Raw genomic sequence first — 25,672 nt, forward strand, 5'->3', positions numbered from 1 at the left:
GCTGTCGGTGTTTCCGCCGTCCCTCAGTACGTCGGTCCGTACGTCAGTCGGTCGGCCGCTTCAGGCGGGCCACGAACTTGTACCGGTCGCCCCGGTACACCGAACGCACCCACTCCACGGGTTCGCCCTGGCCATCGATGGAATGGCGCGAGAGCATCAGCATCGGCAGCCCCACGTCCGTCCCCAGCAGACCGGCCTCGCGCGGGGTGGCGAGCGAGGTCTCGATGGTCTCCTCGGCCTCGGCGAGGCGGACGTCGTACACCTCGGCGAGCGCGGTGTAGAGCGAGGTGTACTTCACCAGCGAGCGGCGCAGCGCGGGGAAGCGTTTGGCCGAAAGATGGGTGGTCTCGATCGCCATCGGCTCCCCGCTGGCGAGCCGCAGCCGCTCGATGCGCAGCACCCGGCCGCCCGTCGAGATGTCCAGCAGCCCGGCGAGCGTGTCGTCCGCCGTGACATAGCCGATGTCGAGCAGCTGGGACGTCGGCTCAAGGCCCTGGGCGCGCATGTCCTCGGTGTACGAGGTCAGCTGGAGCGCCTGGGAGACCTTCGGCTTGGCGACGAAGGTCCCCTTGCCCTGGATGCGTTCGAGCCGGCCCTCCACGACCAGCTCCTGGAGCGCCTGGCGCACGGTGGTGCGCGAGGTGTCGAACTCGGCCGCCAGGGTGCGTTCGGGCGGCACCGGGGTGCCCGGCGGCATGGTGTCGGTCATGTCGAGGAGATGCCGCTTGAGCCGGTAGTACTTCGGTACGCGCGCGGTGCGCGCACCGTTGCCGGTCTCGCTCCCCGAACTGCCCCCGTCGGCACCCATGGCCCGCCTTCCCGACGCTTGCGTTGCTGCCGTCACCGGCTCCTCCGTCTGTCGCGGCTCACATGGTGGCACGGTCCGGTCACGGGTCGTCGCCCTCCCTTAGGTGTCGGTCCTATAACGGACGCGAGTGCACTTCTTATACACCCTTGACACCCCTAAAGGTCTAGGCCAAGCTCCCGGTACTGGTCTAAACCATTAAAGACCAGGTCCCAGCCCCAGCAGAACTCGTCGAAAGTCTTCGCGGTGGGTGGGGTTGCAGCATCCCTGAGGAGGGTTTGACGTGAAGCGCAAGCTCATCGCGGCTATCGGTGTCGCGGGCATGTTGGTTTCGGTCGCGGCGTGTGGTTCGGACGACAAGGCGTCGTCGCAGGACCCGAAGGACCGCAAGGAGAACCTGACCGTCTGGCTCATGGGCGAGGCCCGGTCGACCTGGCCCGAGCTGGTCAAGGACGTCAACGCCGAGTTCAACAAGAAGTACCCGAACGTCAAGGTCAAGGTTCAGTACCAGCAGTGGGCTGACAAGGTCAAGAAGCTTGACACCTCCCTCGCCGGTGACAAATTCCCGGACGTCGTCGAACTCGGCAACACCGAGACCATGCAGTACATCCTGAATGGTGCGCTCGGGGAAATCGACCCCAAGAAGTACGAGAACTCGGACACCTGGATCAAGGGTCTTCAGGACACCTGTTCCTTCGAGGGCAAGACGTACTGCGTTCCTTACTACGCCAGTGCCCGTCTGGCCGTCTACAACCAGGACATGCTGAAGGCCGGCACCGGCAGCGACGCCCTCCCGCAGACCGAGGACGAGTTCCTCGCCGCGATGGACAAGGTCGCCGCCGAGCTCGGCAAGAAGGACAAGCGCGCCTCCACGCTCTACCTGCCGGGCCGCTACTGGTACGCCGCGATGTCCTACGTCGCCGCCTACGGTGGCAAGATCGCCGAGTACGACGAGGGTGCCAAGGAGTGGAAGTCCACGCTCTCCACCCCGGAGGCGCAGAAGGGCCTCGAGCACTTCATCAACCTGGTCAAGAAGTACAACAAGGGCGACCAGCTGAAGGACGAGCAGGACCACGCCAACGTCATGGCCAACGAGAAGGCCGCCGTGATCTACGGCCAGGCGTGGGAGGCCGGCAGCGTCACGGGTGGCGAGAACGGCAACCCGAAGCTCGAGGGCAAGATCGCCACGGCCGGTATGCCCGGTCCCGAGGGCAAGGCCCTCCCGTCCTTCATCGGCGGCTCGGACCTCGCGACGATCTCCAAGTCCAAGGTCCAGGACCTCGGCGAGGAGTGGATCTCCCTCTTCACCAACGCGAAGTCCATGGAGGTCCTCGCGTCGAAGAACATCCTCCCGAACAACGAGAAGCAGCTTGAGCCGCTGAAGGCCAAGCCGGAGACGGCCGCCATCGCCAACGCGGTGCCGGACGCCTGGTTCACGCCGATCGCCCCGGGCTGGGCCTCCATCGAGAAGGAGGAGATCCTGGAGAACCTGCTCCTGGAGATCCTCAAGGGCTCCTCCGTCGCCGACGCCACCAAGAAGGCCGACGACAAGGTCAACGCTCTGATCAACAAGAAGTCCTGACCTTCCGGTCGCCAGGCGGGGGTCCGGCAGGCATGCCGGGCCCCCGCCCCCTTCTCGCCAGTGAACGCCGTGAATTCCGGGGCCCGCCTCGGACCCGCGATGGAAGGTCAGCCACGTGTCTGCCGCTGATACCAAGGCCGTCGGGCCGCCGGTCCCCGTACCACCCGACCCGCAGCCGACCGGGAAGTCGTCCGCCGACGACAGCACCCCCCGGGCACAGAAGAGGAAGTGGAAGAAGGGCGAACTCCTCCCCTACTTCCTGATCCTCCCGGCGATCGTGGCGATCGCCGCCGTCTACCTCTACCCGCTGAGCAAGACGGTCATCATGTCCTTCCAGGACATGGGCCGTCGTGAACTGTGGTCCGGAGAGCCCGCCCCCTGGGTGGGCTTCGAGCAGTTCACCAACATCCTCGGCGACTCCGAGTTCTGGTGGGTGACCTTCCGCACGGTCGCCTTCATGGCCATCTGTGTGGTCCTGACCATGGGCATCGGGCTCCTCGTCGCCCTGCTCATGCGCAAGCTCTCCACCTGGGTCCGGCTCGTCCTGACGGTCGCCCTGATCGCCGCCTGGTCGATGCCGCTGATGGTCGCCGCCTCGATCTTCCGGTTCATGGCCGACTCCGACTACGGCCTGATCAACACCCTGGTGGCCAAGGTCGTCGGTGAGGACTGGCTCGGACACAACTGGTACGTCAACCCCGTCCAGGGCTTCGGCATCATCACCCTGCTGGTCGTCTGGGGCGCCATCCCGTTCGTGGTCGTCACCCTGTACGCCGCCCTCACCCAGGTTCCCCAGGAGCTGGAGGAGGCCGCGGCGCTCGACGGCGCCAGCGCCTACGGCATCTACAAGTTCGTCACCTGGCCGGTCATCAAGCCGGTCTTCACCATGGTCGCCACCCTCTCGGTGATCTGGGACTTCAACGTCTTCGGCCAGATCTGGCTGCTGCGCGGCAACAAGCCCGAGCCGGAGTACGAAACCCTCGGCCTCTACTCCTACTCCAAGGCGTTCGAGTCCACCTCCTTCAGCCAGGGCTCCGCGATCGCCCTGATCACGGTGCTGCTGCTGTCCGGTGTGGCCGTGTACTACCTGCGCCAGCTCATGAAGACAGGAGAGGTCGAATGAGCAGCACGACCGAGACACAGGCGCTGCGGCCCGACCGCAAGAAGAGCCGGCTCCACCTCGACATCATCGGCCTCGGTATCGCCGCGGTCATGATCTTCCCGGTCTACTGGCTGGTCATCAGCGCCCTGCGGCCCAACCGGGAGATTCGCAGCTACGACCAGACCCTGTGGCCCTCGTCGATCACCTTCGACAACTTCGAACGGGCGATCAACCAGCCCAACTTCGCCACCGCCATCCAGTCCAGCCTGATCGTCGCGGTCACCGCGGTGGTCGGCGGCATGATCATCGCCACGCTGGCGGCCCTCGCGATCGGCCGGTTCCGTTTCTTCGGCCGCAAGCCGCTGCTCCTGATCATGATCCTGGTCCAGATGCTGCCGCCGACGGCGATGCTCATCCCGATCTACGCCCAGCTCAACGCGATGGGCGGGATCGACGAGTACTGGGGCCTGATCGTCGTCTACCTGGTCTCCACGCTGCCCTTCGCCACCATCATGATCCGCGGCTTCGTCGTGAACATCCCGGTGGAGCTGGAGGAGTCCGCGATGGTGGACGGCTGCACCCGCTTCCAGGCGTTCCGCAAGGTGATCTTCCCGCTGCTGGCCCCCGGGCTCGCCGCCGCGTCGATCTTCGCCCTGGTGAACGCGTGGAACGAGTACCTCTTCGCGTACATCCTGATCAACGACAACTCCAAGTACACGCTCAACGTGTGGCTGATGACGTTCACCACCGAGCGCGGAACGGACTACGGCGCGCTCATGGCGGCCTCGACCATGATCGCCCTGCCCGTCGTCATCTTCTTCATGATCATCCAGAAGAAGATGGCCGCGGGGCTCACCTCCGGCGCTGTGAAGGGATAGTGCGGGCCGATGACCACCCTCGTTTCCACCACGGACACGCTGACGCGCGACGCGCTCGCGGTGCTCCAGCCCGGATTCACCGGAACCACCGCACCGGACTGGCTGCTGCGCCGCGTCGGTGAGGGGCTCTCCTCCGTCGGACTGTTCGGCCGCAACATCGAGACGCCCGAGCAGCTGGCCGCCCTCACCGCCCGGCTGCGTTCCGAGCGGGACGACGTCCTCGTCGCCATCGACGAGGAGGGCGGGGACGTGACCCGCCTGGAGGTCAACGAGGGCTCCTCGTTCCCGGGCAACTTCGCCCTGGGCTCCGTCGACGACGTCGACCTCACCCGGGCCGTCGCCCAGGAGCTGGGGCGCCGGCTCGCCGAGTGCGGCGTCAACCTGAACTGGGCGCCGTCCGCGGACGTCAACTCCAACCCGGGCAACCCGGTCATCGGCGTACGCTCCTTCGGCGCCGACACCCGGCTGGTGGCCCGCCACACCGCCGCGTACGTGGAAGGGCTCCAGGCCGCGGGCGTCGCCGCCTGCACCAAGCACTTCCCCGGCCACGGCGACACGGCGGTCGACTCGCACCTCGCGATGCCCCGGATCGATGTGGATCTCGACACCCTGCACGCCCGTGAGCTGGTGCCTTTCCGGGCTGCCATCGCCGCGGGTTCCAAATCGGTGATGAGCGCGCATATCCTGCTTCCCGCACTCGACCCGGACCGCCCGGCCACCCTGAGCCCGCAGATCCTCACCGGTCTGCTCCGCCAGGAGCTGGGCTACGACGGCCTGATCGTCACCGACGGCGTGGAGATGGAAGCCATCTCCAAGACCTACGGCATCGAGCGCGGATCGGTCCTCGCGATCGCCGCGGGCGCCGACGCCATCTGCGTCGGCGGCGGGCTGGCCGACGAGGAGACAGTGCTCGCGCTGCGCGACGCCCTGGTGGCGGCGGTACGCAGTGGGGAGCTGTCCGAGGAGCGGCTCGCGGACGCGGCCGCCCGAGTACGAGCCCTCGCGTCCTGGACGCAGGGGGCCCGGGGGGTTGTCCCGGAGCCGGGCGCGGCAGTGCAGGAGGGGACCGCGCCCGGCACCGGAGTCAGCTCCGACATCGGCCTGGTGGCCGCCCGCCGCGCGGTCCGGGTCACCGGCTCCGGCGACCGGCTGACCGAGCCGGGGCACCTGGTGGAGTTCGCCACGGAGGCGAACATCGCGGTCGGCGACGAGACCCCCTGGGGCATCGCCGCCGGGCTGAGCGCCGCCCTTCCCGGGACCACCACGGCCACGTACACCAGCGAGAGTGCCGACCCGGCGGCCGACGCGGTCGCGGCGGCAGGGGAGCGGCGCATCGTCGCCGTCGTCCGCGACGAGCACCGGCACTCCTGGATGGCCGAGGCGCTGGACGCCCTGCTGGCGGCCCGCCCCGACACGATCGTGGTCGAGATGGGCCTCCCGGAGGCCACCCCCCGGGGCGCCCTCCACGTGGCCACCTACGGTGCCTCCCGCGTCTGCGGCGAGGCGGCGGTGGAAGCGGTCACGGGCACGAAGGCGTAGGGCGGGCACAGCAAGCCCGTCCGGCGTTTGAGGACGAGGCCGCAAGGCCGAAAACGAGCCCGTCCGGCGATTGAGGACCAGCCTCTCGCCGGACGGGCGGCACAACGGGAAGGGCCAGGACACCGTGAGGCGTCCTGGCCCTTCCCGCATGCACGGCCCCGTACGGACTACAGCCCCTGCCACCCCGGCTTCGCCGCATACGTGGCGCGGAAGTAGTCCGCCAGCTTCAGCTTCGACGCGGCGGCCTCGTCCACCACCACCGTCGCGTGCGGGTGCAGCTGGAGCGCCGAGGCCGGTACGACCGAGGCGACCGGCCCCTCCACGGTCTGGGCGATGGCCTCCGCCTTGCCCTCGCCGGTGGCCAGCAGGATCGGGTGCCGGGAGTCCAGGATGGTCCCGATGCCCTGGGTGATCACGTGGTGCGGCACCTGCTCGATGTCGTCGTCGAAGAAGCGCGCGTTGTCGACCCGGGTCTGCTCGGTCAGTGTCTTGATCCGGGTGCGCGAGGCGAGCGAGGAGCACGGCTCGTTGAAGCCGATGTGCCCGTCGGTGCCGATGCCGAGCAGCTGGAGGTCGACCCCGCCGGCCTCCGCCAGCGCCCGGTCGTACGCCTCGCACGCGGCCTGGACGTCCTCGGCGGCGCCGTCGGGGCCCATGAAGGACGCCTCGGAGAGCCCGAGCGGCTCGATGACCTCACGGAGCACCACGGAACGGTACGACTCCGGGTGGCCGACGGGCAGGCCGACGTACTCGTCCAGCTGGCAGACCCGGGCCCGCGAGGCGTCGACGGCCCCGGAGGCGACCTTGGCGGCCAGCGCGCGGTAGATGGGCAGCGGGGTGGAGCCGGTGGCAACGCCGAGCAGGGCGTCGGGCTTGCGGCTGAGCAGGGAGGCGATGGCCTCTGCGATCAGTTCGCCGCCTGCCGTGGCGTCCGGGACGATGACAACTTCCACGCTGTGCCTGCCGATCTGGTGAGGGGAGCCGTGTGGTATAGACCAATCAAGGGCTCAATCTAGCAGAATCGGGCAGCCGTGCGGTGAACAGCCCACGCATCGGTCACCCCGCCCGGTCCGGCTGGCGGACCCCGGGTTTGCCTGGTCGACTTGTCCGGTACGGAACCGGCGGGGCGGTCCGCGGAAGGCGCCGTACACGACCGGTCCGCGGGAGGCCCCGCACCGGGGCCGGTCCGCAGGAGACCGCCGTACACGACTCCGTACGCCACCGCCGACGACACCGCCATGGGAGGCACCCCACATGTCCGCCACCCCTCCGCCCGGCCCGGACGACCAGAGCGATGTGCCCGGCCGCATCATGTCCGGCGAGATGGCCGAGCAGCCCGCGATGCTCCGGCGCATCCTCGACCAGGGCGCGCCCCGCATCCGCGAGGTGGCCGCCGAGATCGCCGCCAGGAAGCCCCGCTTCGTGCTGCTCACCGCGCGCGGCACCTCCGACAACGCGGCGCTCTACGCCAAGTACCTGCTGGAGATCCGGCTCGGCCTGCCCTGCGGCCTCGCCTCCATGTCCACCACGACGGCGTACGGGGCCACGCCCGATCTGCGGGACGTCCTGGTGATCACCGTCAGCCAGTCGGGCGGCTCTCCGGACCTGGTGGCCTCCACCCGGGCGGCCCGGGAGGCCGGTGCGGTCACCCTCGCGGTCACCAACAACCCGGACTCCGCCCTGGCGGCGGTCTCCGAGTACCACATCGACATCCTGGCGGGCCCGGAGAAGGCGCTCCCGGCCACCAAGACGTACACGGCCTCCCTGCTCTCCCTCTACCTCTTCGTGGCGGGCCTGGGCGGCGGTGACGGTACGGAGGCGGCGTCGGTCCTGCCCGATCTGGCGGGCGCGGTCCTGGGCCGCCGGGCCGAGGTCAAGGCGCTGGCCTCCCGCTACCGCTTCGCCGAGCGCATGGTGATCACCTCGCGCGGCTACGGTTACCCCACGGCCAAGGAGGCCGCCCTCAAGCTCATGGAGACGAGCTACATCCCCGCTCTCTCCTACTCGGGCGCCGATCTGCTGCACGGCCCACTGGCCATGGTCGACAACATCTCCCCGGTGATCGCCGTGGTCACCGACGGCCGGGGCGGCGAGGCGCTCCAGCCGGTGCTGGACCGGCTGCGGGGGCGCGGCGCCGACCTCTTCGTGGTCGGCCCGAAGGCCCAGGTGGAGGCGGCGTCGGCGGGCTTCGCGCTGCCGACGTCGGGGGTGCCGGAGGAGCTGCAGCCGATCCTGGAGATCCTGCCGCTCCAGATGCTCGCGTACGAGGTCACCATCGCCCGCGGCCAGGACCCGGACTCACCGCGCGCCCTGGCGAAGGTCACGGAGACCCGCTAGGAGCTCGTACGGCCCCGGAAACACCCGCGGGCCGCGGCGCCGGGATGGGACCCTCAGCCCATCCGGCACCGCAGCCCGGAGCTACCTGGCCGGCGGTGTGCGGTGCCTCCGGCCACATGAGACACCTTGCGCAGTCAGGGCAGAGAGCGCCGGGTGCCTCGGTCCGTTCTCCTGTGCGGGGAGAACGGAGGTCTTGGTGAACTCATTGTGGACTAGACCAATTGCCCGTGTCCATCCATGTGCACGACATTCTCCGGCCGTACACCGCGCGCTGTCCATCGCCTTCCGGCCGCCCCACCCCACCGCACGGCCCGCCGGGCCGATCGGTTCGAACACGTCCGTTCACCCCGGGTACGCTCCACAGGTGCCCTCCATGAACGATCTCGTCCGCCAGCACACCGCTCTGAGCGACACCGACCTCGAGTGGCTCCATCTGCTGGTCTCGGAGTGGCAGCTGCTCTCCGACCTCTCCTTCGCCGACCTCGTGCTGTGGGTCCCCACCCGGGACGGCACGCGGTACGTCTCCGTCGCCCAGATGCGGCCCAACACCGGCCCCACCTCCTACCAGGACGATATGGTCGGCCACCTGGTGCCCCGTGGCCGCCGCCCGCTGCTGGACGCGGCCCTGGACGAGGGCCGGATCGTGCGCGAGGGCGACCCGGAGTGGCGCGAGGAGGTCCCCGTACGGGTCGAGTCCATCCCCGTACGCCGTGAGGGCCGGGTCCTCGGCGTCATCGCCCGCAACACCAACCTGCTCACCGTGCGCACCCCCTCCCGGCTGGAGCTCACCTACCTCCAGTCCGCCTCCGACCTGGCCCAGATGATCGCCGCCGGGGCCTTTCCCTTCCCCGGCCAGCAGGTCGACATGGACGCCTCCCCGCGCGTCGGTGACGGCCTGATCCGGCTCGACGCGGACGGGGTCGTCCAGTACGCCAGCCCCAACGGCCTCTCCGCCTACCACCGCCTCGGCCTCGCCTCCGACCTCGTCGGCCACCACCTCGGCACCACGACCGCCGAACTGGCGCCCTCCCGGGGCCCGGTGGACGAGGCCCTGGTCAAGGTGGCCAGCGGGTACGCGCCGCGCGAGTTCGAGGTGGAGGGCGAGGGCGGGGTGATCCAGCTGCGGGCCATCCCGCTCAAGCCCAAGGGCGTCCGCATCGGCTCGCTGGTCCTGCTCCGGGACGTCACGGAACTCCGCCGCCGCGAGCGAGAGTTGATCACCAAGGACGCGACCATCCGGGAGATCCACCACCGGGTGAAGAACAACCTCCAGACGGTGGCCGCCCTGTTGCGGCTCCAGGCCCGCCGGATGGATTCCGTCCAGGGGCGCGAGGCGCTCAACGAGGCGGTGCGGCGCGTCGGTTCGATCGCGATCGTCCATGAGACGCTCTCGCAGAATCTCGACGAGCGCGTCGAGTTCGACGAGATCGCCGACCGGGTCATCGCGATGGTCTCGGAGATTTCTCCCGGCAAGGTGACCTGCCGACGCATCGGACGCTTCGGCATCCTGGACGCCGAGGTCGCCACCCCGCTCTCCATGGTGCTCACCGAAGTTCTCCAGAACGCCCTGGAACACGCGTTCACGGTGGCGGACCAGGGCACGGTGGAGGTCTCGGCCGTACGGGGTGGCTCACCGTCCGACGCCCGGCTGCTGATCACCGTCACCGACGACGGGCGCGGTCTGCCCGAGGGGTTCGACCCGCAGCAGGCAGGGAATCTGGGGCTCCAGATCGTACGGACGCTGGTGGAGGGGGAGTTGGGCGGCACGTTCGGCATGGTCCCGGCGCCGGAGCGCGGCACCCAGGTGGTGCTGGACCTGCCGGTGCGCGGCGCCAAGTAGGAGCTGCACACAGCAGAGCGGGCCCGGACCGTGGTGACGGTCCGGGCCCGCTCCGTGCTGCTCACGATGCGATGCGCTCCGGGGTACTGCGCGCTGCGACTCGAAGGCGGGGCTGTGCGTACGCTCTGTACGCGCCGCCGGGCTGAGGCGTGTTCGTGGGGGGCGTCGGTCAGGCGCTGGCGTTGCGCGCCCGGTTGCGAGCGGCACGGCGCTTCATCGCGCGGCGCTCGTCCTCGCTGAGGCCACCCCAGACGCCGGAGTCCTGGCCGGACTCGAGCGCCCACTGCAGGCACTGCTCCATGACGGGGCAGCGACGGCAGACGGCCTTGGCTTCCTCGATCTGCAGCAGCGCAGGACCGGTGTTGCCGATGGGGAAGAACAGCTCGGGGTCTTCCTCACGACAAACGGCGTTGTGACGCCAGTCCATGGCTGCTACCTCTCCTTGGTATTACACGCTTGTTGCTTGTGAATGTGAACGCTTTCACGAATCCCCCCGCAGATGACGGGCCGACCCCCAGGAGGACTGGGTGTGGTCTGTGATGGTGAGGAGGGGTTCTGGCTCTCAGTGGAGGCCGGTGTTGCGGGCCGTCCCGATCGCCATGTAGAGATTCGCAAACCTCGGCGGCGGATACAACCCCTTCTGGAAAGTTTTTTTTGATTCCTCGGTGTCGACTAGGTCACAGGCGCACTTCTTAGGGGTGGGACCCAGGCCAAACGTTCGAGTTAAAGGACTTTCGGCCCTTCCACTCACACAATCACACGCAGTGCACGGCGTACGCCTGTGAACGTCACGCTCGTACGCAGTCCCAGGTGGTCGCCGTCCATCTGGAAGGGCAGTGGGACCTTTGAATGCAAGGTGAAGTCCGTGAGGTCGTGGCGTGAAACGGCATGCTTCCCCCGGGGCCCTCTTTCAGGGCTCGAAGTAAGCAGCTGGGTGCCGTACAGGGCCACCGCCGGGGTGGACAGACGCTTCAGTCCGAGGACGTCCAGAGCGGTGTCGAAGGAAGCCTTCGGAGACGCGTACACCGGACGATTCCCCAGGTAGGTCCAGGGGGCGGTGTTGCAGATTATGGAGAGCGCGAGGTCGGTGACGGGCTCCTGGCCGGGCACGTCGAGCGTGATCTGCCCGTGCCTGCGGTGGGCCTCGTTCAGGAACTGGCGCATCACCTGGCGCACGTACAGCGCGTGCGTCGAACGCTTGCCGCCCTCGCGTTTCTGTTCGACCCGGCCGACCACTCCGGCGTCGAAACCGAGACCGGCACAGAAAGTGAACCAGCGTTCCGGTACGGACTCGTCCTCGGTGCCCGGGGTGCCGGCCGCGAGCCCCAGACCGACCGTGCGCTCGCTCCGGTTCTCCAGGGCGTCCAGAATCGCGCCGGTCGCCTCCACGGCGTCGTTGGGCAGCCCCAGGGCGCGCGCGAAGACATTGGTGGAGCCGCCGGGGACCACGGCGAGCTTCGGGACACCGTCCGGGTCCGGCCCCCGGTGCAGCAGCCCGTTCACGACCTCGTTGACCGTGCCGTCACCGCCGAGGGCGACCACCAGGTCGATGTCGTCGCTGTCGGCCGCCCGCCGCCCCAGATCCCGCGCGTGACCCCGGTACTCGGTGGTCACCGCCTCCAGCTTCATCTCGCTGGCCAGGGCGTGGATGAGTACGTCCCGGGTACGCGCACTGGTGGTGGTAGCTGCCGGGTTGACCACGAGGAGTGCGCGCATGCCCGCCAGAGTACCTACCGGGCGGTTCGGCACCGAAGCCGCGGTTCACCGGGCGCCCGCCCGGTCACGTTGAGTCACCGGTGCCTGTACGTGACATGCGCCGCGCCCGCGCACCCCGGCTTCACTTCCGGGCCCCCGGGATGCCAACCTGAAGGGCGTGAGCACTGAAGCGACCTCCTCCACCCCCTCGCCCGCCGTGACGGAGCGCCCGCGAAGGATCACGATCCTCGCCGGGATCAACGCCCTCGAAGGCGCCGCGCTCGCGATCGGCGGGCTCTACCTGCTGGTCATGGGGGTGCTCGGGCGCCCCGAGAGCCCGCAGCAGGCGGAGACGGTCGGCATCACGCTGATCGCGCTGGGCGCGATCCCGCTCGCCGCCGCCCGGGGTCTGCTGCTGCTGCGCGGCTGGAGCCGGGGCCCGGCGCTGATCACCCAGATCATGGCGCTGCCCGTCGCCTGGACGCTGCTGCGCTCCCAGGGCGCGCTGATCCCCACCGGGATCGTCGTGGCCGTGATCGCCGTGACCGGTCTGGCGCTCGTCCTGAACCCCGAGACCACCCGGACCCTGGGCCTGCGCCGGGGCGCCGGGGCGGACCCGGGGGCCTGAGCCCCTTCAGGGGGTGAGCCCCGGGGGCCTGGCTTCGGAGGGCGAGCCCCGAGGCCCGGCCTCGCAGGCGCCCCCGGGGCGGTCGGCGGTCCGCTCCCGGGCCGCCCGCTCCCCGCTCCTCGGCGGTCTACTCCTCGACGAGCAGGCGCTCGCGCAGCTGGGCCAGGGTGCGGGCCAGCAGCCGGGAGACGTGCATCTGCGAGATGCCGACCTCCTGGGCGATCTGCGACTGGGTCATGTTCCCGAAGAACCGCAGCAGCAGGATGCGCTTCTCGCGCGGCGGGAGGTCCTCCAGGAGCGGCTTGAGCGACTCCCGGTACTCCACGCCCTCCAGCGCCTCGTCCTCCGAGCCCAGCGTGTCCGCGACCGCCGGGGACTCGTCGTCGGTGTCCGGCACGTCCAGCGAGAGCGTGCTGTACGCGTTGGCCGACTCCAGGCCCTCCAGGACCTCTTCCTCGGAGATGCCGAGCCGCTCGGCCAGCTCGTTCACGGTCGGTGAGCGGCCGTGCTGCTGGGAGAGCTCGGCGGTGGCCGTGGTCAGCGAGAGCCGCAGCTCCTGGAGGCGGCGCGGCACCCGCACCGCCCAGCCCTTGTCCCGGAAGTGGCGCTTGATCTCGCCGACGACCGTGGGGGTCGCGTACGTCGAGAACTCCACGCCCCGGTCCGGGTCGAACCGGTCCACCGACTTGATCAGCCCGATCGTGGCGACCTGGGTCAGATCGTCCAGCGGCTCCCCCCGGTTGCGGAAGCGCCGGGCGAGATGCTCGACCAGCGGCAGATGCATCCGCACCAGCCGGTTGCGCAGCTCCGCCTTCTCCGCCGAGCCGTCGGGAAGCTCCCGCAACTCGATGAACAGGGCCCGTGCCCCGCTGCGGTCGTGTGGATCGTGGTGCCCGTGCTCGCTCATCTGGCCCGCCCGCTCTGCCTGCGACTGCTCCACCGCGACGTTGAGGCTCTGCGACCCGTCCGCTCCGTCCACCGGATGCGGCCGGGCCTGTTGCTCCGGGATGCCCGCAGGGCGCACCACCCCGGATCGGATCGTCTCGTCCCGCACAGGACCGTCCCCGTTCCCCTCGCTCACGCCGGCCCGGGGCCCGCGCCGCGCTGTTTGTAGAGGCTGATGCTGACCGTACGGTCGTCGGCGACCGTCGACTCGACCTTGCCGGCCAGTGCGGAGAGCACCGTCCAGGCGAAGGTGTCCCGCTCGGGCGCGCGGCCGTCCGTCGTGGGGGCCGACACCGTCACCTCGAGAGAGTCGTCGATGAGCCGGAAGACGCAGCTGAGGACGGAGCCGGGCACGGCCTGCTGAAGCAGGATCGCGCAGGCTTCGTCGACCGCGATGCGAAGATCCTCGATCTCGTCGAGGGTGAAGTCCAAACGCGCTGCGAGACCGGCCGTGGCCGTTCGCAGCACCGACAGGTAGGCACCCGCAGCGGGCAGCCGGACTTCCACGAAGTCCTGATTCCCGGGCTCGCCTGCGATCTGGGACACCCTCACCTCCAAGGTGGCACAAACTCTTTCGAGGTTCCGGGAAGGGTGGCCCGGAGCCATGCGGTCGGTCGACGGTTCTCAGCTCGGCGACGCTATCGGATCAATGATGCAGTGTCGTCCGCACCCCATCCCCCGACCGTCACTCATGGTAAACATATGAGCACGCACAGTGGCTAGGGGGTTGCGGCGTCCAATTACGAAGAACCGGCGCCGGATTGACGTACCCAGACGTCAGACGATCGAACCGTCCTCGAAGCACCAGCGCCAGTTCTCGCCCGGCTCGAAGCTCCGCATCACCGGATGACCGGTCTCCCGGAAGTGCCCGGTGGCGTGCCGCAGCGGTGAGGAATCGCAGCAGCCGACGTGCCCGCAGGTCAGGCAGAGCCGCAGCTGCACGGGGTGGGTGCCCGCCGCCAGGCACTCGGGGCAGGTCTCCCCGAGCGGGTCGGGCTCGGGGCGTGGCAGATCCGCTACGTGCGCGCACTCGCTCATGATGGGCAGGTTACGACGGATGCGAGGACGGTGGGATGGACGCGCTGCCGCTGGTGGCGCTGGTCGCGGCCAGTGCGGCGGTCGCCGGGGCGGCGCGCCGCACCCCGGTCCCCGCCCCGCTCGTCCTGGTCGCCGTCGGCCTCGTGGCGGGCCTGGTGCCGGGCGTTCCCACGTACCACCTGGACGCGCATGTCGTCCTCCCGCTGCTGCTGCCCCCGCTGCTCCACACGGCGGCCCTGGACAGCTCCTACCTGGACCTGCGGGCCAATATCCGGCCGGTCGCGCTGCTCTCCGTGGGGTACACCCTCTTCGCGACGGTGGCGGTGGGCTGGCTGGCGCACCTCGCCATTCCGGAGCTGCCGCTCACCGCCGCACTCGTCCTGGGGGCCGTCGTCGCCCCGCCGGACGCCGTGACGGCCGCCGCCATCGCCCGCCGGGTGGGGCTGCCCGCCCGGGTCACGACCATCCTTCAGGGTGAGTCCCTGGTGAACGACGCCACCGCGATCACCGCCTTCCGGGTGGCGCTCGCCGCAGCTGTCGGGGAGGGGATGACCTGGGCCGCCGGGATCGCGGAGTTCCTGCTGGCGGCGGTCGGCGGGGTCGGCGTCGGCCTCCTCCTGATGGTGCCGCTGCACTGGCTGCGCACCCACCTGAAGGAAGCCCTCCTCCAGAACACGCTCTCCCTTCTGATCCCGTTCGTGGCGTACGCGGCGGCCGAACGGGTGCACGCCTCCGGAGTCCTCGCCGTGGTCGTCGTCGCCCTCTACCTGGGACACCGCTCCTGGCAGGTCGACTTCGCCACCCGCCTCCAGGAGGCGGCCGTCTGGAAGATGGCCGCCTTCATCCTGGAGTCCACGGTCTTCGCCCTGATCGGGCTGCAACTGCCCTTCGTACTGAAGGGCCTCGAAGCGGGCGGCTGGGCGGCGGCCCTGGGGTACGCGGCCATCGTGTTCGCCGCCGTCGTCGTGGTCCGCTTCGTCTGGGTCTACCCGGCCACCTACCTGCCGCGACGGCTCTCCAGGCGGGTACGGGAACGGGAGCCGGGAACCGACTGGACCGCACCCCTGATCGTCGGCTGGGCGGGCATGCGCGGGGTCGTCTCGCTCGCCGTAGCCTTCTCCATCCCGCTGGTCACCCACGACGGCGAGCCGTTCCCGGCCCGCAACCTGGTGCTGTTCCTGACCTTCACCACCGTCATCGCCACGCTGGTGATCCAGGGGCTGACCCTGCCCGTACTCGTTCGCGTACTGAAGCTGCCGGGGCGCGACCCGCAGACCGAGACGCTCGTCGAGGCACAGGCCCAGAGCGAGGCGTCGGCAGCCGCCGAAGCCCGCCTGGAGGAGCTGCTCGCCGCCCCGCACAACCGCCTCCCGCCCCCGCTGGCCGACCGGCTGCGCAGCGTCCTGGACCGCCGCCGCAACGCCGTCTGGGAGCGCCTGGGGGCGGCCGACCCGGTCACGGGGGAGTCGGCGGACGACACCTACCGCCGGCTCGCCCGCGAGATGATCGAGGCCGAGCGGAAGGTCTTCGTCCGGCTCCGGGACGAGCGGCGGATCGACGACGAGATGATGCGTACGCTGCTGCGCAGGCTGGACCTGGAGGAGGCCGCCGCCTACCGGGAGACGGACGGGCCCTGAGAGGTTTCCGTTACGGGGACGGGGCGGCCGGTGCGTCAGGGGTGCCCGTGATCACCGCGCTCACCCGGCTCCCCGGCGCGAACGCCCCCTCCTGGGCCAGGGCCGTCAGCGCGTACAGCAGTTTGGCGACGTAGACGCGCTCCACCGGCAGCCCGTGGCGGTCCTCGAAGTCCGCGGCGAAGGCGTCCAGTTCCGGGGTCGTACGGGCGTAGCCGCCGAAGGTGAAGCGCTCGTCCAGCGACCAGTGGCCGGCCGGTCCGCCGAACGCCTGTTCCTGGAGACGGGCGACGGTCTCGCCCAGGAAGCCGCCGCGCAGGACGGGTACGCCGAGGGCGCGCTGTCCGTCGTCCAGTCCGGCCGCGAGCCCGGCCAGGGTGCCGCCGGTCCCGCAGGCCACGGCCGCCACATCGGTCTGCCCGCGCAACTCGCGCCCCAGCGCTGCGCAGCCCTGTGCGGCCAGGGCGTTGCTGCCGCCCTCCGGGATGACCTCCACGTCCCCGAACAGGCTCAGCAGCCCCTCCAGGACCTCGGACGAGCCCTTCGCCCGGTAGGTCGTACGGTCCACGAAGTGCAGCCGCATCCCGTCGGCGGCGCACCGGGCGAGGGACGGGTTCAGCGGCCGGTGCGCCAGCTCGTCACCGCGTACGACCCCGACGGTGGGGAACCCCAGCAGCCGCCCGGCCGCGGCGGTGGCCCGCAGGTGGTTGGAGTAGGCGCCGCCGAACGTCAGCACGGCCCGTCCGGCGGCGGCCTCCAGGTTGAGGACGAGCTTGCGGAACTTGTTGCCCGGGAGGTCGGGGTGGATCAGGTCGTCCCGCTTGAGGAGGAGCGTGATCCCGTGCCGGGCGAAGCGGTCGTCCCGGACCTCCTGGAGCGGGGACGGCACCCGGGGGCGCAGGAGGGTCTCGGGGCGGTTCACGTGCCCATTGTGGCCCGCCCCGGTCCGGGCGCCCGCTCAGGCGCTCGCCAGCCAGAGGTCCGGGCCGAACACCTCGTAGTGGATGTCGGCCGGGCGGACCCCCGCGTCCAGCAGCCGGGTGCGGACGGTGCGCATGAAGGGGAGCGGGCCGCACAGGTAGGCGTGGGTGCCGGGGAGGACGGTGATGCCGTTCAGGTCGACGAGGCCGGTGCGGTGGGCCGGGTGGCCGTCCTCCGGGGACTCGTACCAGAAGTGCGGCTCGGCCTCCGGGAGCTTCTCCGTCAGCCGGACGTGGTGGGTGCGCAGGGCGTGGTCGGCGGGGGAGCGGTCGCCGTGCACCACGGTGACCGGGCGGTCGTGGCCCTGCTCGGCCAGGTACTCCAGCATCGACAGCATGGGCGTGCAGCCGATTCCCGCCGAGGCCAGCAGCAGGGGCGCGTCCAGGTGGTCGAGGACCAGGTCCCCGTAGGGGACGGAGACGCGCAGCCGGTCGCCCGCGCGGGTGTGCTCGTGGAGGTGGCGGGAGACCTCGCCGTCCGGGGCGGCCTCACCGCGCACCCGCTTCACCGTGATGGAGCGCAGCCGGGAGCCGGGGGCGGAGGAGAGGCTGTACTGGCGTATCTGCCGGGCCCCGTCGGCCAGTTCGACCTGTACGGAGACGTACTGGCCGGGCCGGAAGGCGGGGCCGTCACCGCCGTCCGCCGGGCGGAGGTGGAACGTGGCCACGTCCTCGGTCTCCTCGATCCGCGCGGCGACCTCCCACTCCCGCCACACATCGCCCGCCACCACGCCCTGCTGGGCGTAGAGCCGCGCCTCCATGGTGATGAGCGCGTTCGCCATCAGCCAGTAGACCTCGTCCCAGGCGGCGGCGACCTCGGGGGTGACCGCGTCGCCCAGTACGTCGCCGATCGCGGCGAACAGGTGGGTGTGGACGACCTCGTACTGCTCCGGGGTGACACCGAGCGACGCGTGCTTGTGGGCGATCCGGTTCAGCATCACGTCGGGCCGGGTGCCGGGGTGCTCGACCAGCGCGGTCGCGAACGCGGCGATGGACCCGGCCAGCGCTTTCCGCTGGTCGCCGGAGGCTTGGTTGCCCCGGTTGAAGAGGTCGCGGAGCAGCTCCGGGTGGGCGGCGAACAGCTTCTTGTAGAAGAGGTCGGCGATGTCCCCGATGGCCGCGCCGACGGCGGGGAGGGTGGCACGGACGGTGGCGGTGGACCGGTCGGAGAGCATGTGGACGGGCTCCTTTTAATTGGTATTTGATGTGCGTATTTTTGGGCTGACGGAACCCGCCCGTGGGTGGGGGCGGGTTCCGTGCGGGGGTCAGTCCTGGGGTGGGCCGCTGCCGATGCCGAGCAGCAGGGGGCCGGTCGGGGCGGCGACGAGATCGGTGACGGTGATCGGGTCGAGCGTGGCGTAGAAGGCTTCCTGGGCCTGCCGCAGGGCACCGCGCAGCCGGCAGGCGGAGCGCAGCGGGCAGGGGGTGGAGCCCTCGCACTCCACGACGTCGTCCGTGCCCTCCAGCTCCCGTACGACCGCGCCGATCGAGGCGGAGTGCCCGGCCGTGGTGAGGGTGAGTCCGCCGCCCCGGCCCCGGCGGGCGTCGAGCAGCCCCAGGTGCTGGAGCCGGGCGACGACCTTGGCCGCGTGCGTGTAGGGCACCTGCATGGTGTCCGCCACCTCGCGGGTGGTCGGCGGGTCCGTGCCCTCGGCGACCGCCAGCCGCATGAGCACGCGGAGCGCCACATCGGTGAATCTGGTCAGCCGCATGGCTTGATCCTAGATAAGTGGCATCTCTGATGCAAGTTATGGGGACCGCAGGGCGACGGAGGCAACCTGCCCCGCCCGAAGGCCGATTAGTCACACTCTTTTGTGTAATGGCGGGCCGAGTCCTCCGCTGAAAGGCTTCTCCAGCAGGTCAGCCCAAGATCGAGAGGACGTCAGATGTCCGTTGGTGAAGAGGTTCGCGACACGCAGGCGCCGCCGCAGCAGAGTCTGGGGACGGCAGCTGCGCGGAACCTCGCGACGACCACCAAATCCGCGCCGCAGATGCAGGAGATCACCTCGCGGTGGCTGCTGAAGATGCTGCCGTGGGTGCAGGTACAGGGCGGTACGTACCGGGTGAACCGTCGGCTCAGCTATTCGGTCGGTGACGGCCGGGTGACGTTCGTCCAGACCGGGGACCGGGTGGCCGTGATCCCCGCCGAGCTGGGGGAACTGCCCGCTCTGCGCAACTTCGGGGACGAGGAGGTCCTCGCCGAGCTCGCCCGCAGGTGCGAGCAGCGGGACGTGGCGGCGGGGGAGGTGCTCGCCGCTGCGGGGGACGCGGCGGACCGGGTCTTCCTGCTGGCCCACGGCAAGGTCGAGAAGATCGGCTCCGGACTCTACGGGGACGAGACGGAGCTCGAAGTCCTCGCCGACGGCGCGTACTTCGGCGACCAGAGCCTGGTCGACGGTGACGCCGTCTGGGAGTACACCGCCCGCACCGTCACCGCGTGCACGCTGCTCACGCTCAGCCGCGCGGACGTATTCAACCTGGCGGAGCGGGCCGAACCGCTGCGCGCCCATCTCGCCGGTCTGCTCACCATCCCGCACCAGCGGACCAACAAGTACGGCGAGGCGGAGATCGACCTCTCCGCCGGTCACGTGGGCGAGGCCGTCGTCCCGCACACCTTCGTCGACTACGACGCCGCACCCCGCGAGTACGAGCTGAGCGTCGCGCAGACGGTGCTCAAGGTGCACAGCAGGGTCGCCGACCTCTACAACCAGCCGATGAACCAGACCGAGCAGCAGTTGCGGCTCACGGTCGAGGCGCTGCGCGAGCGCCAGGAGCACGAGCTGATCAACAACCGTGAGTTCGGCCTCCTCAACAACTGCGACTACGGCCAGCGGCTCCAGCCGCACGACGGGGTGCCCAGCCCCGACGACATGGACGAACTGCTCTCGCGGCGGCGCGGATCGAAGCTCTTCCTCGCCCACCCGCGCGCCATCGCCGCCTTCGGCCGCGAGTGCAACCGGCGCGGACTGTCCCCGGAGAGCGTGGACATCGGCGGCCACCACGTGCCGGCCTGGCGCGGGGTGCCGATCTTCCCGTCCAACAAGATCCCGGTCACCGAGGCCCGCACCACCTCCATCATCTGCATGAGGACCGGCGAGGCCGAACAGGGCGTCATCGGCCTCCAGCAGACCGGCATCCCGGACGAGATCGAGCCGAGCCTCTCGGTCCGCTTCATGGGCATCGACGAGCAGGCGATCATCTCCTACCTGGTGACTGCGTACTACTCCGCCGCCATCCTGGTACCGGACGCCCTCGGCGTACTGGAGAACGTGGAGGTGAGCCGCTGGCGCTGACCCCGTGTCACCCCCGGTGGCCCGGTCGGCCGACACCGGCCGGGCCGCCGGGGCCCCGCCCCATCGCACCGCCCCAGGGAGTGACCGTGACCATGACCAGTACGGACGCAGCGACGGAAGGGCACGAGGCCGCGGCGCTGCTGGAGCGCACCCGCGCCATCGTCGACCCGCATCTGCGAACGGCCGTGGAATCGCTGCCCGGTGGCATACGCCGGATCGCGATGTACCACTTCGGCTGGGAGAACGCCGACGGAACGCCCGCCGCCGGACAGGCGGGCAAGGCCATCCGGCCGGCCCTCGTGCTGGCCGCCGCCCGGGCGCTGGGCGGCGATCCGGAACGCGCCGTGCGCGCCGCCGTCGCCGTCGAGCTGGCGCACAACTTCACCCTGCTCCACGACGACGTCATCGACGAGGACACCACCCGCAGACACCGGCCCACCGCCTGGGCCGTCTTCGGCGTCCCGGACGCGATCATCACCGGCGACGCCATGCTGGCCCTCGCCCAGCGGCTGCTGGCCGAGGACACCCACCCGGCCGCCCAGCGGGCCGCCGCCCGCCTCTCCTCCTGCGTCATCGAGCTCTGCGCGGGCCAGCAGGCCGACTGCGCCTTCGAGGAGCGCGGCCCGGACGAGGTCACCCTCGACGAGTGCCTCACCATGGCGACCGCCAAGACCGGCGCCCTGCTCGGCTGCGCCTGCGCGCTCGGCGCCCTCTACGCCGGGGCGGAGGACCGGGCGGTCCGCGCCATGGACGGCTTCGGCCGGGAGGCGGGCCTCTCGTTCCAGCTCATCGACGACCTGATCGGCATCTGGGGCGACCCGGCCCGCACCGGCAAGCCCGTCGGCGCCGACCTGGCCGCCCACAAGAAGTCGCTCCCCGTGGTGGCGGCCCTGACCTCCGGCACCCCGGCCGCCGAGGAGCTCGCCGCGCTCTACCGGGGCCCCATGGCCACCGCCGCCGATGTGGACCGCGCGGCCGACGCCGTGGACCGGGCCGGTGGCCGGGACTGGGCCCAGGTCTGCGCGGCCGACCGGATGGCCCGGGCGGTCCACCACCTCTCCCGGGCGGTCCCCGACCCCGACGGAGCCGGTGATCTGCTGGCCCTGGCCGAATTCGTCACCCGCCGGACCAGCTGACCGGCCTCCCCAACTCTAGTATTCCGGAGGTTGATTGAGAGCCGAAAGCTGACAGCCGAGAGCTGGGAACAGCGGGCGAAGGGGCGGAAGCCGGTCATGGGCATACGGATACAGCGGGCGGAACAGGGCGACCGGGGGCTGGTCGTGGCGGTCATGGAGGAGGCGTTCCACCACGACCCGGTCAGCAACTGGGTCTTCCCCGACGAGGCGCACCGGCTGGCCGTGCACGGCAAGTTCCTCGGCGTCTTCGTCGACGTCGCCCTGGCCGAAGGCCGTATCGATGTGGCCGAGGACGGCGCCGCGGTGGCCCTGTGGCTGCCGGTGCCCGCCGGTGCGCCCGAGGAGGAGGACCCCACGCCCGCCCTGATGCGGCAGACCGCCGACCCCGACAACGAGCGGTGCGAACTGGTGGGGAGGCTGACCGGCACGGTCCACCCGCACGACCGCGCCCACGCCTACCTGCTCATGATCGGGGTCGTCCCGGGGCGCTGGGGCGAGGGCATCGGGACGGAGCTCGTCCGGGCGGAGCTGGAGCGCTGCGACCGCGACGGCCTCCCCGCCTATCTGGAGGCCAGCAGCGCCCGCAGCCGTACGCTCTACGAACGGCTCGGCTTCCGCTGCCTGGAACCCACCGTCCAGCTGCCGGACGGTCCCACGATGTGGCCCATGTGGCGTGAACCGCAGGCGGGTTGACCGCTCGCGGCATGTGACCGCGAGCGGCCCGGCCGCTCGGCGGACGGCCGCGCGGGGGAGGCGCGAGAGCGGTACGGGGGCGGTGCGGGGAAGCGCGGGGGCCGTGCCGGGCGGGCACCCGGGCAGGGGCTACAGTCCCTGCTCATGACAGATGAGTCGTGGGCCGGCTGGTACCGGGACGGCAACGGTTCCGATGCCGTCGTTCTCACCACGGACGGACAGCAGCTCCGCATCCGGATCAGAGGGGTCGACTTCGAGGGCGAGAGCTTCGACCGCCTCCTGCCCGTCCCGGACGCACCCCCGGAGAGCGGGATGTTCGCCCTCGCGGACGGGGCGCTCACCGACTGCGTACTGGAGTGGGACCTCCCGCTGCCCGTCCTCGTCGCGGGCGCCCCGCGCCAGGCCACCCTCGGCTGCCTGCTCTCCCTGCGCCGGGCCGACCCGGACCTCCACCTGGCCCTCCATCTGGACGGCGCGGTCTACGAATCCGCCCGCGCCGAGAGCGACTTCGCCGCCGCGCTGACGGCGATCCAGCGCACCCTTCCGGACGGCATCCGGCTCCAGACCTGCATCGCCTGCGCCTTCTCCGACTACTTCCCGGCCGCCGGCCGCGGCCTCTCCGGCACCCTCGCCTGCTTCCGCGGCGCCAAGGACGCCTACCGGGGCACGGCGGGCGAGGGCGCGGTGCTGGACCTGTGGGACCGGCGGACCGGATCGGTCCAGGAGGTCTGGAGCTGCAAGGAGTTCGAGACGCGCCCGGCCGAGGGCGCCGGAACCGGCCACCGGGGCGCCTTCCCCCAGCAGCCCCTGGACTCCGTGGAACCCCTCGAACCCGCCTGAACCTGCCCGGCGTCACCCCGCGCCCGACGGACTGCCTTTTCTGCCCCGTACCGCAACTCCGGTACGGGGCAGACCTGTTCCCGGACCGAAGGATGGGCCCCGCCGCCATTGCCCCGCCCCCGATTGTTCTACTAACATGCGAACAACGGAGGTTTTCATGACACGCAAGAACCTTGGCCGCGCCACACTCGCGGCCCTGCCCTTTGTCCTCGCCCTGCTCCTCGAACTGATCCTGTTCATCGCCCTCAAGGACCGTCTCCCCACCCGCCTGGCCAGCCACTTCGACCTCTCCGGGAAGGCCGACGGCCACATCGACCGGAGCGCCTACGTCCTCGTCACCGCCCCGCTGCTGCTCCTGCTCGGCGCCCTGTGGGCCCTGATGGCGGTCGGCGGGAGGTTCTACGGGCGCGCCCACCGATGGCTGACCGGCGGCGGCTGGGCCGTGGCCGCTTTCCTCCAGTACGTGCTGAGCGCCACCCTGATCGTCAACCTGGACGCCCCGGAGGGAGGGGCGGCCACCGACTTCCCGATGTGGCACCTCGCCGTGGCCCTCGGGGCGGCCGTCCTCGCCGGAGCGGTCGGGCTGCTGCTGGCCCGGCTGGTCCCCGCGCCGGAGGACCCCGACGCCGGGAAGAACCCCGAGGACCGCGAGCGGATCGCGCTCGCCGACGGTGAGGTGGCGGGCTGGGCGCGCACGACCGGTGCCTGGTGGCTGCCGCTGAGCGCCCTGGTGATCGTGGCCACCGGAGCGGTGCTCGGCTACGAGACCAACTGGTTCGCCGGTGCTCCCGTGCTCCTCCTCGGCCTGCTGGTGCTCACTTTCAGCCGCGTCCACGTCACCGTGGACCGGCGCGGCCTCACCGTCTCCGGGCTGCTGCCCCGGCCCCGGGTCCGGGTCCCGCTGGAGCGCATCGAGGCGGCGGACAGCCGGCCGGTCAACGCCGTCGCGGAGTTCGGCGGCTGGGGCTACCGCATCCGCCCCGGCCGGACCGGCTTCATCGTCCGCTCGGGCGAGGCCGTCGTCGCCCGGCGGAGGGGCGGACGCGACTTCGTGGTCACTGTCGAGGACTCCGCGACCGCCGCCGCCCTGCTCAACACCCTCGTCGACCGGCACCGGGCGGGGCGCTGACCATGCTCTTCCGGGTCGACCCCGCCTCCACCGTGCCGCTCGGCGACCAGATCGCGGCGTCCGTACGCCGCGCGGTCGCCGAGGGCGCGGTGATCCCGGGCGAACGGCTCCCCGCCGCCCGGGTACTCGCCGAATCCCTCGGGGTGAACGTCCACACCGTGCTGCGCGGCTACCAGCGGCTGCGCGAGGAGGGACTCATCGAACTGCGCCGCGGCCGGGGCGCGATGGTCACCGGGGCCGCCTCCCCGCGCCGGGCCCAACTGCTGGAGCGGGTCCGCGAAGTGGTCGCGGACGCCCGGGAGCTGGGCCTGACGGAGGAGGAGCTGCTGACGCTCGTCCGCGCCGAACTGGGCTCCTGACCCGGCCCCTTCCTCCCGGTCCGAGACGGACACCTCGGGAGTTCCCCGTTCTGCTGACAGCATGCGGGTGTTCCCCGGGGCGGTGCGGCCGGGCAGGCTCGGACCATGAGGCTGCTGATGCTGGGCGGTACGGAGTTCGTCGGACGGGCCGTCACCGATGCCGCGCTGGAGCGGGACTGGGAGGTCACCGTCTTCCACCGGGGCCACCACGCCCCGCCGCCGGGCGTGCGCGTGCTGACGGGCGACCGTACGGGCGGGAGAGAGGGGCTCGCGGGGCTGGCGGACCACCGGGGCGACTGGGACCTGGTGGTCGACACCTGGAGCGGGGTGCCCACCGCCGTACGGGACAGCGCCCGGCTCCTGGCGGACCGCGCGGGCCACTGTACGTACGTCTCCAGCCGCTCGGTCTACGCCTACCCGGCACCGGCCGGGCTGGACGAGGACGGACCGCTGGTGACCGGTGCCTCTCCCGACGAGGGCGGCGGGGCCGGTGACGTGCCGTACGACCGGGCCAAGCGCGGCGGTGAGCTGGCCGCCCTCGACGCCTTCGGCGACCGGGCGCTGCTGGCCCGGGCGGGGCTGATCATCGGCCCGGGGGAGAACATCGGCAGGCTGCCCTGGTGGCTCACGCGGATCGCGCGCGGCGGCCCGGTGATCGCCCCCGGTCCCCGTACCGCGGGGCTCCAGTACATCGACGCCCGCGACCTGGCGAGCTGGCTCCTGGACGCGGCGGCGGCCGGGCTGCACGGCGCGTACAACACGGTCAGCCGCCCCGGCCACGCCACCCTGGGCGAACTGCTCGACGCCTGTGTACGGGTCACGGGTTCCGGCGCCGAGCTGCGCTGGACGGACCCGGACACCCTGCTCGCCGCCGGGGTCGAACCCTGGACCGGGCTGCCGATCTGGCTGCCGCCGGGCGAGCTGTACGACGCCATGTACGCGGGCGGCCACGGCAGGGCCGAGGCGGCCGGACTCCGCTGCCGGCCGGTCGGCGAGACCGTCGCCGCCACCTGGTCCTGGCTGTGCGGGCGCGGAGGCACCGCGCCCCAGCGGCCGGACCGGCCCGCCGTCGGCCTCGATCCCCGGCTGGAGGCGAAGCTCCTGGCTCTCTGAGCCCTCCTATAGGTCTACGTATGAGGGCAAGTCCGGCGTGTCATAACAAATGACTAGTATTAAAGATGCATATTGCGCGGCATGGAACAACAGGCGCGCAGGCGCG

Annotated in this window: 25 protein-coding genes; 15 read left to right on the forward strand and 10 right to left on the reverse strand. The window is 71.0% G+C overall.

The window, feature by feature from the left end:
* Positions 1 to 43: 43 nt before the first annotated feature.
* Positions 44 to 808, reverse strand: coding sequence for a GntR family transcriptional regulator (locus B7C62_25200; GenBank protein ARF75171.1), 765 nt, complete (start codon positions 806 to 808; stop codon positions 44 to 46).
* Between the two features lie 280 nt (positions 809 to 1,088).
* Between B7C62_25200 and B7C62_25205 the strand changes: the two genes are divergently transcribed.
* The 4 genes from B7C62_25205 to B7C62_25220 all read left to right on the forward strand — a co-directional run bounded on the left by B7C62_25205 (position 1,089) and on the right by B7C62_25220 (position 5,906).
* Positions 1,089 to 2,387, forward strand: coding sequence for a sugar transporter (locus B7C62_25205; protein ARF75172.1), 1,299 nt, complete (start codon positions 1,089 to 1,091; stop codon positions 2,385 to 2,387).
* Positions 2,388 to 2,502: 115 nt separating this feature from the next.
* Entirely contained in the window at positions 2,503 to 3,510 is a 1,008-nt protein-coding gene (locus tag B7C62_25210; protein ID ARF75173.1) for a sugar ABC transporter permease, read from the forward strand.
* Positions 3,507 to 4,367, forward strand: a complete 861-nt coding sequence (locus B7C62_25215) for a sugar ABC transporter permease (GenBank protein ID ARF75174.1) — start codon at positions 3,507 to 3,509, stop codon at positions 4,365 to 4,367. Before B7C62_25210 ends, B7C62_25215 begins: the two co-directional genes overlap by 4 nt.
* A gap of 9 nt (positions 4,368 to 4,376) precedes the next feature.
* Positions 4,377 to 5,906, forward strand: coding sequence for a sugar hydrolase (locus tag B7C62_25220; protein ID ARF75175.1), 1,530 nt, complete (start codon positions 4,377 to 4,379; stop codon positions 5,904 to 5,906).
* Positions 5,907 to 6,073: 167 nt separating this feature from the next.
* Here B7C62_25220 and B7C62_25225 read toward each other — a convergent pair whose 3' ends face one another.
* A complete protein-coding gene (locus B7C62_25225) occupies positions 6,074 to 6,859 on the reverse strand; it encodes a glucosamine-6-phosphate deaminase (protein ID ARF75176.1) in 786 nt (261 codons plus the stop codon).
* A gap of 301 nt (positions 6,860 to 7,160) precedes the next feature.
* Between B7C62_25225 and B7C62_25230 the strand changes: the two genes are divergently transcribed.
* Together B7C62_25230 and B7C62_25235 are read left to right on the forward strand one after the other, a co-directional pair.
* Positions 7,161 to 8,243, forward strand: coding sequence for a glucosamine-6-phosphate deaminase (locus B7C62_25230; GenBank protein ID ARF75177.1), 1,083 nt, complete (start codon positions 7,161 to 7,163; stop codon positions 8,241 to 8,243).
* 373 nt (positions 8,244 to 8,616) lie between these two features.
* Positions 8,617 to 10,083: an ATPase gene (locus tag B7C62_25235; protein ARF75178.1), complete on the forward strand. Its 1,467-nt coding sequence runs from the start codon at positions 8,617 to 8,619 to the stop codon at positions 10,081 to 10,083.
* 169 nt (positions 10,084 to 10,252) lie between these two features.
* Here the strand turns inward: B7C62_25235 and B7C62_25240 are convergent, their stop codons facing one another.
* Positions 10,253 to 10,510, reverse strand: a complete 258-nt coding sequence (locus B7C62_25240) for a WhiB family transcriptional regulator (protein ID ARF75179.1) — start codon at positions 10,508 to 10,510, stop codon at positions 10,253 to 10,255.
* 320 nt (positions 10,511 to 10,830) lie between these two features.
* A complete protein-coding gene (locus B7C62_25245; protein ARF75180.1) occupies positions 10,831 to 11,799 on the reverse strand; it encodes a diacylglycerol kinase in 969 nt (322 codons plus the stop codon).
* Between the two features lie 157 nt (positions 11,800 to 11,956).
* Here B7C62_25245 and B7C62_25250 point away from each other — a divergent pair, with 157 nt between their 5' ends.
* The gene (locus tag B7C62_25250) at positions 11,957 to 12,406 is read left to right on the forward strand and encodes a hypothetical protein (protein ID ARF75181.1); all 450 of its coding nucleotides are present in this window, start codon (positions 11,957 to 11,959) and stop codon (positions 12,404 to 12,406) included.
* A gap of 127 nt (positions 12,407 to 12,533) precedes the next feature.
* Here the strand turns inward: B7C62_25250 and B7C62_25255 are convergent, their stop codons facing one another.
* The 3 genes from B7C62_25255 to B7C62_25265 all read right to left on the reverse strand — a co-directional run bounded on the left by B7C62_25255 (position 12,534) and on the right by B7C62_25265 (position 14,389).
* Positions 12,534 to 13,460 carry a B/F/G family RNA polymerase sigma-70 factor gene (locus tag B7C62_25255; GenBank protein ARF75182.1) on the reverse strand — a complete coding sequence of 309 codons (927 nt, stop codon included), beginning with the start codon at positions 13,458 to 13,460 and terminating at the stop codon, positions 12,534 to 12,536.
* Positions 13,461 to 13,483: 23 nt separating this feature from the next.
* Entirely contained in the window at positions 13,484 to 13,897 is a 414-nt protein-coding gene (locus B7C62_25260) for an anti-sigma regulatory factor (GenBank protein ARF75183.1), read from the reverse strand.
* Between the two features lie 231 nt (positions 13,898 to 14,128).
* Entirely contained in the window at positions 14,129 to 14,389 is a 261-nt protein-coding gene (locus B7C62_25265; GenBank protein ID ARF75184.1) for a hypothetical protein, read from the reverse strand.
* 35 nt (positions 14,390 to 14,424) lie between these two features.
* Between B7C62_25265 and B7C62_25270 the strand changes: the two genes are divergently transcribed.
* Complete coding sequence (locus tag B7C62_25270; protein ID ARF75185.1) at positions 14,425 to 16,026, forward strand: Na+/H+ antiporter; 1,602 nt, start codon at positions 14,425 to 14,427, stop codon at positions 16,024 to 16,026.
* A gap of 10 nt (positions 16,027 to 16,036) precedes the next feature.
* On the opposite strand, the gene B7C62_25275 is transcribed toward B7C62_25270, so the two are convergent.
* From B7C62_25275 to B7C62_25285, 3 genes are all read right to left on the reverse strand, one after another.
* On the reverse strand, positions 16,037 to 16,945 hold the full coding sequence (locus B7C62_25275) for a 1-aminocyclopropane-1-carboxylate deaminase (GenBank protein ID ARF75186.1): 909 nt from the start codon (positions 16,943 to 16,945) through the stop codon (positions 16,037 to 16,039).
* 36 nt (positions 16,946 to 16,981) lie between these two features.
* Positions 16,982 to 18,178 carry a hemin transporter gene (locus B7C62_25280; protein ARF75187.1) on the reverse strand — a complete coding sequence of 399 codons (1,197 nt, stop codon included), beginning with the start codon at positions 18,176 to 18,178 and terminating at the stop codon, positions 16,982 to 16,984.
* 90 nt (positions 18,179 to 18,268) lie between these two features.
* Entirely contained in the window at positions 18,269 to 18,715 is a 447-nt protein-coding gene (locus B7C62_25285; GenBank protein ID ARF75188.1) for a transcriptional regulator, read from the reverse strand.
* A gap of 174 nt (positions 18,716 to 18,889) precedes the next feature.
* Between B7C62_25285 and B7C62_25290 the strand changes: the two genes are divergently transcribed.
* The 7 genes from B7C62_25290 (at position 18,890) to B7C62_25320 (ending at position 25,566) form a co-directional block, all read left to right on the forward strand.
* A complete protein-coding gene (locus B7C62_25290) occupies positions 18,890 to 20,296 on the forward strand; it encodes a Crp/Fnr family transcriptional regulator (GenBank protein ARF75189.1) in 1,407 nt (468 codons plus the stop codon).
* Positions 20,297 to 20,388: 92 nt separating this feature from the next.
* Positions 20,389 to 21,432, forward strand: coding sequence for a polyprenyl synthetase (locus B7C62_25295; GenBank protein ARF75190.1), 1,044 nt, complete (start codon positions 20,389 to 20,391; stop codon positions 21,430 to 21,432).
* 96 nt (positions 21,433 to 21,528) lie between these two features.
* Positions 21,529 to 22,125 carry a GNAT family N-acetyltransferase gene (locus tag B7C62_25300; GenBank protein ID ARF75191.1) on the forward strand — a complete coding sequence of 199 codons (597 nt, stop codon included), beginning with the start codon at positions 21,529 to 21,531 and terminating at the stop codon, positions 22,123 to 22,125.
* Between the two features lie 144 nt (positions 22,126 to 22,269).
* On the forward strand, positions 22,270 to 22,965 hold the full coding sequence (locus tag B7C62_25305; GenBank protein ARF75192.1) for a hypothetical protein: 696 nt from the start codon (positions 22,270 to 22,272) through the stop codon (positions 22,963 to 22,965).
* 157 nt (positions 22,966 to 23,122) lie between these two features.
* Positions 23,123 to 24,094 carry a DUF1648 domain-containing protein gene (locus tag B7C62_25310; GenBank protein ID ARF75193.1) on the forward strand — a complete coding sequence of 324 codons (972 nt, stop codon included), beginning with the start codon at positions 23,123 to 23,125 and terminating at the stop codon, positions 24,092 to 24,094.
* 2 nt (positions 24,095 to 24,096) lie between these two features.
* On the forward strand, positions 24,097 to 24,453 hold the full coding sequence (locus B7C62_25315; protein ARF75194.1) for a GntR family transcriptional regulator: 357 nt from the start codon (positions 24,097 to 24,099) through the stop codon (positions 24,451 to 24,453).
* A gap of 117 nt (positions 24,454 to 24,570) precedes the next feature.
* Positions 24,571 to 25,566 carry a reductase gene (locus B7C62_25320; GenBank protein ID ARF75195.1) on the forward strand — a complete coding sequence of 332 codons (996 nt, stop codon included), beginning with the start codon at positions 24,571 to 24,573 and terminating at the stop codon, positions 25,564 to 25,566.
* Positions 25,567 to 25,672 lie beyond the last annotated feature (106 nt).

This window comes from Kitasatospora albolonga, from assembly GCA_002082585.1.
Taxonomy (GTDB): Bacteria; Actinomycetota; Actinomycetes; order Streptomycetales; family Streptomycetaceae; genus Streptomyces; species Streptomyces stephensoniae.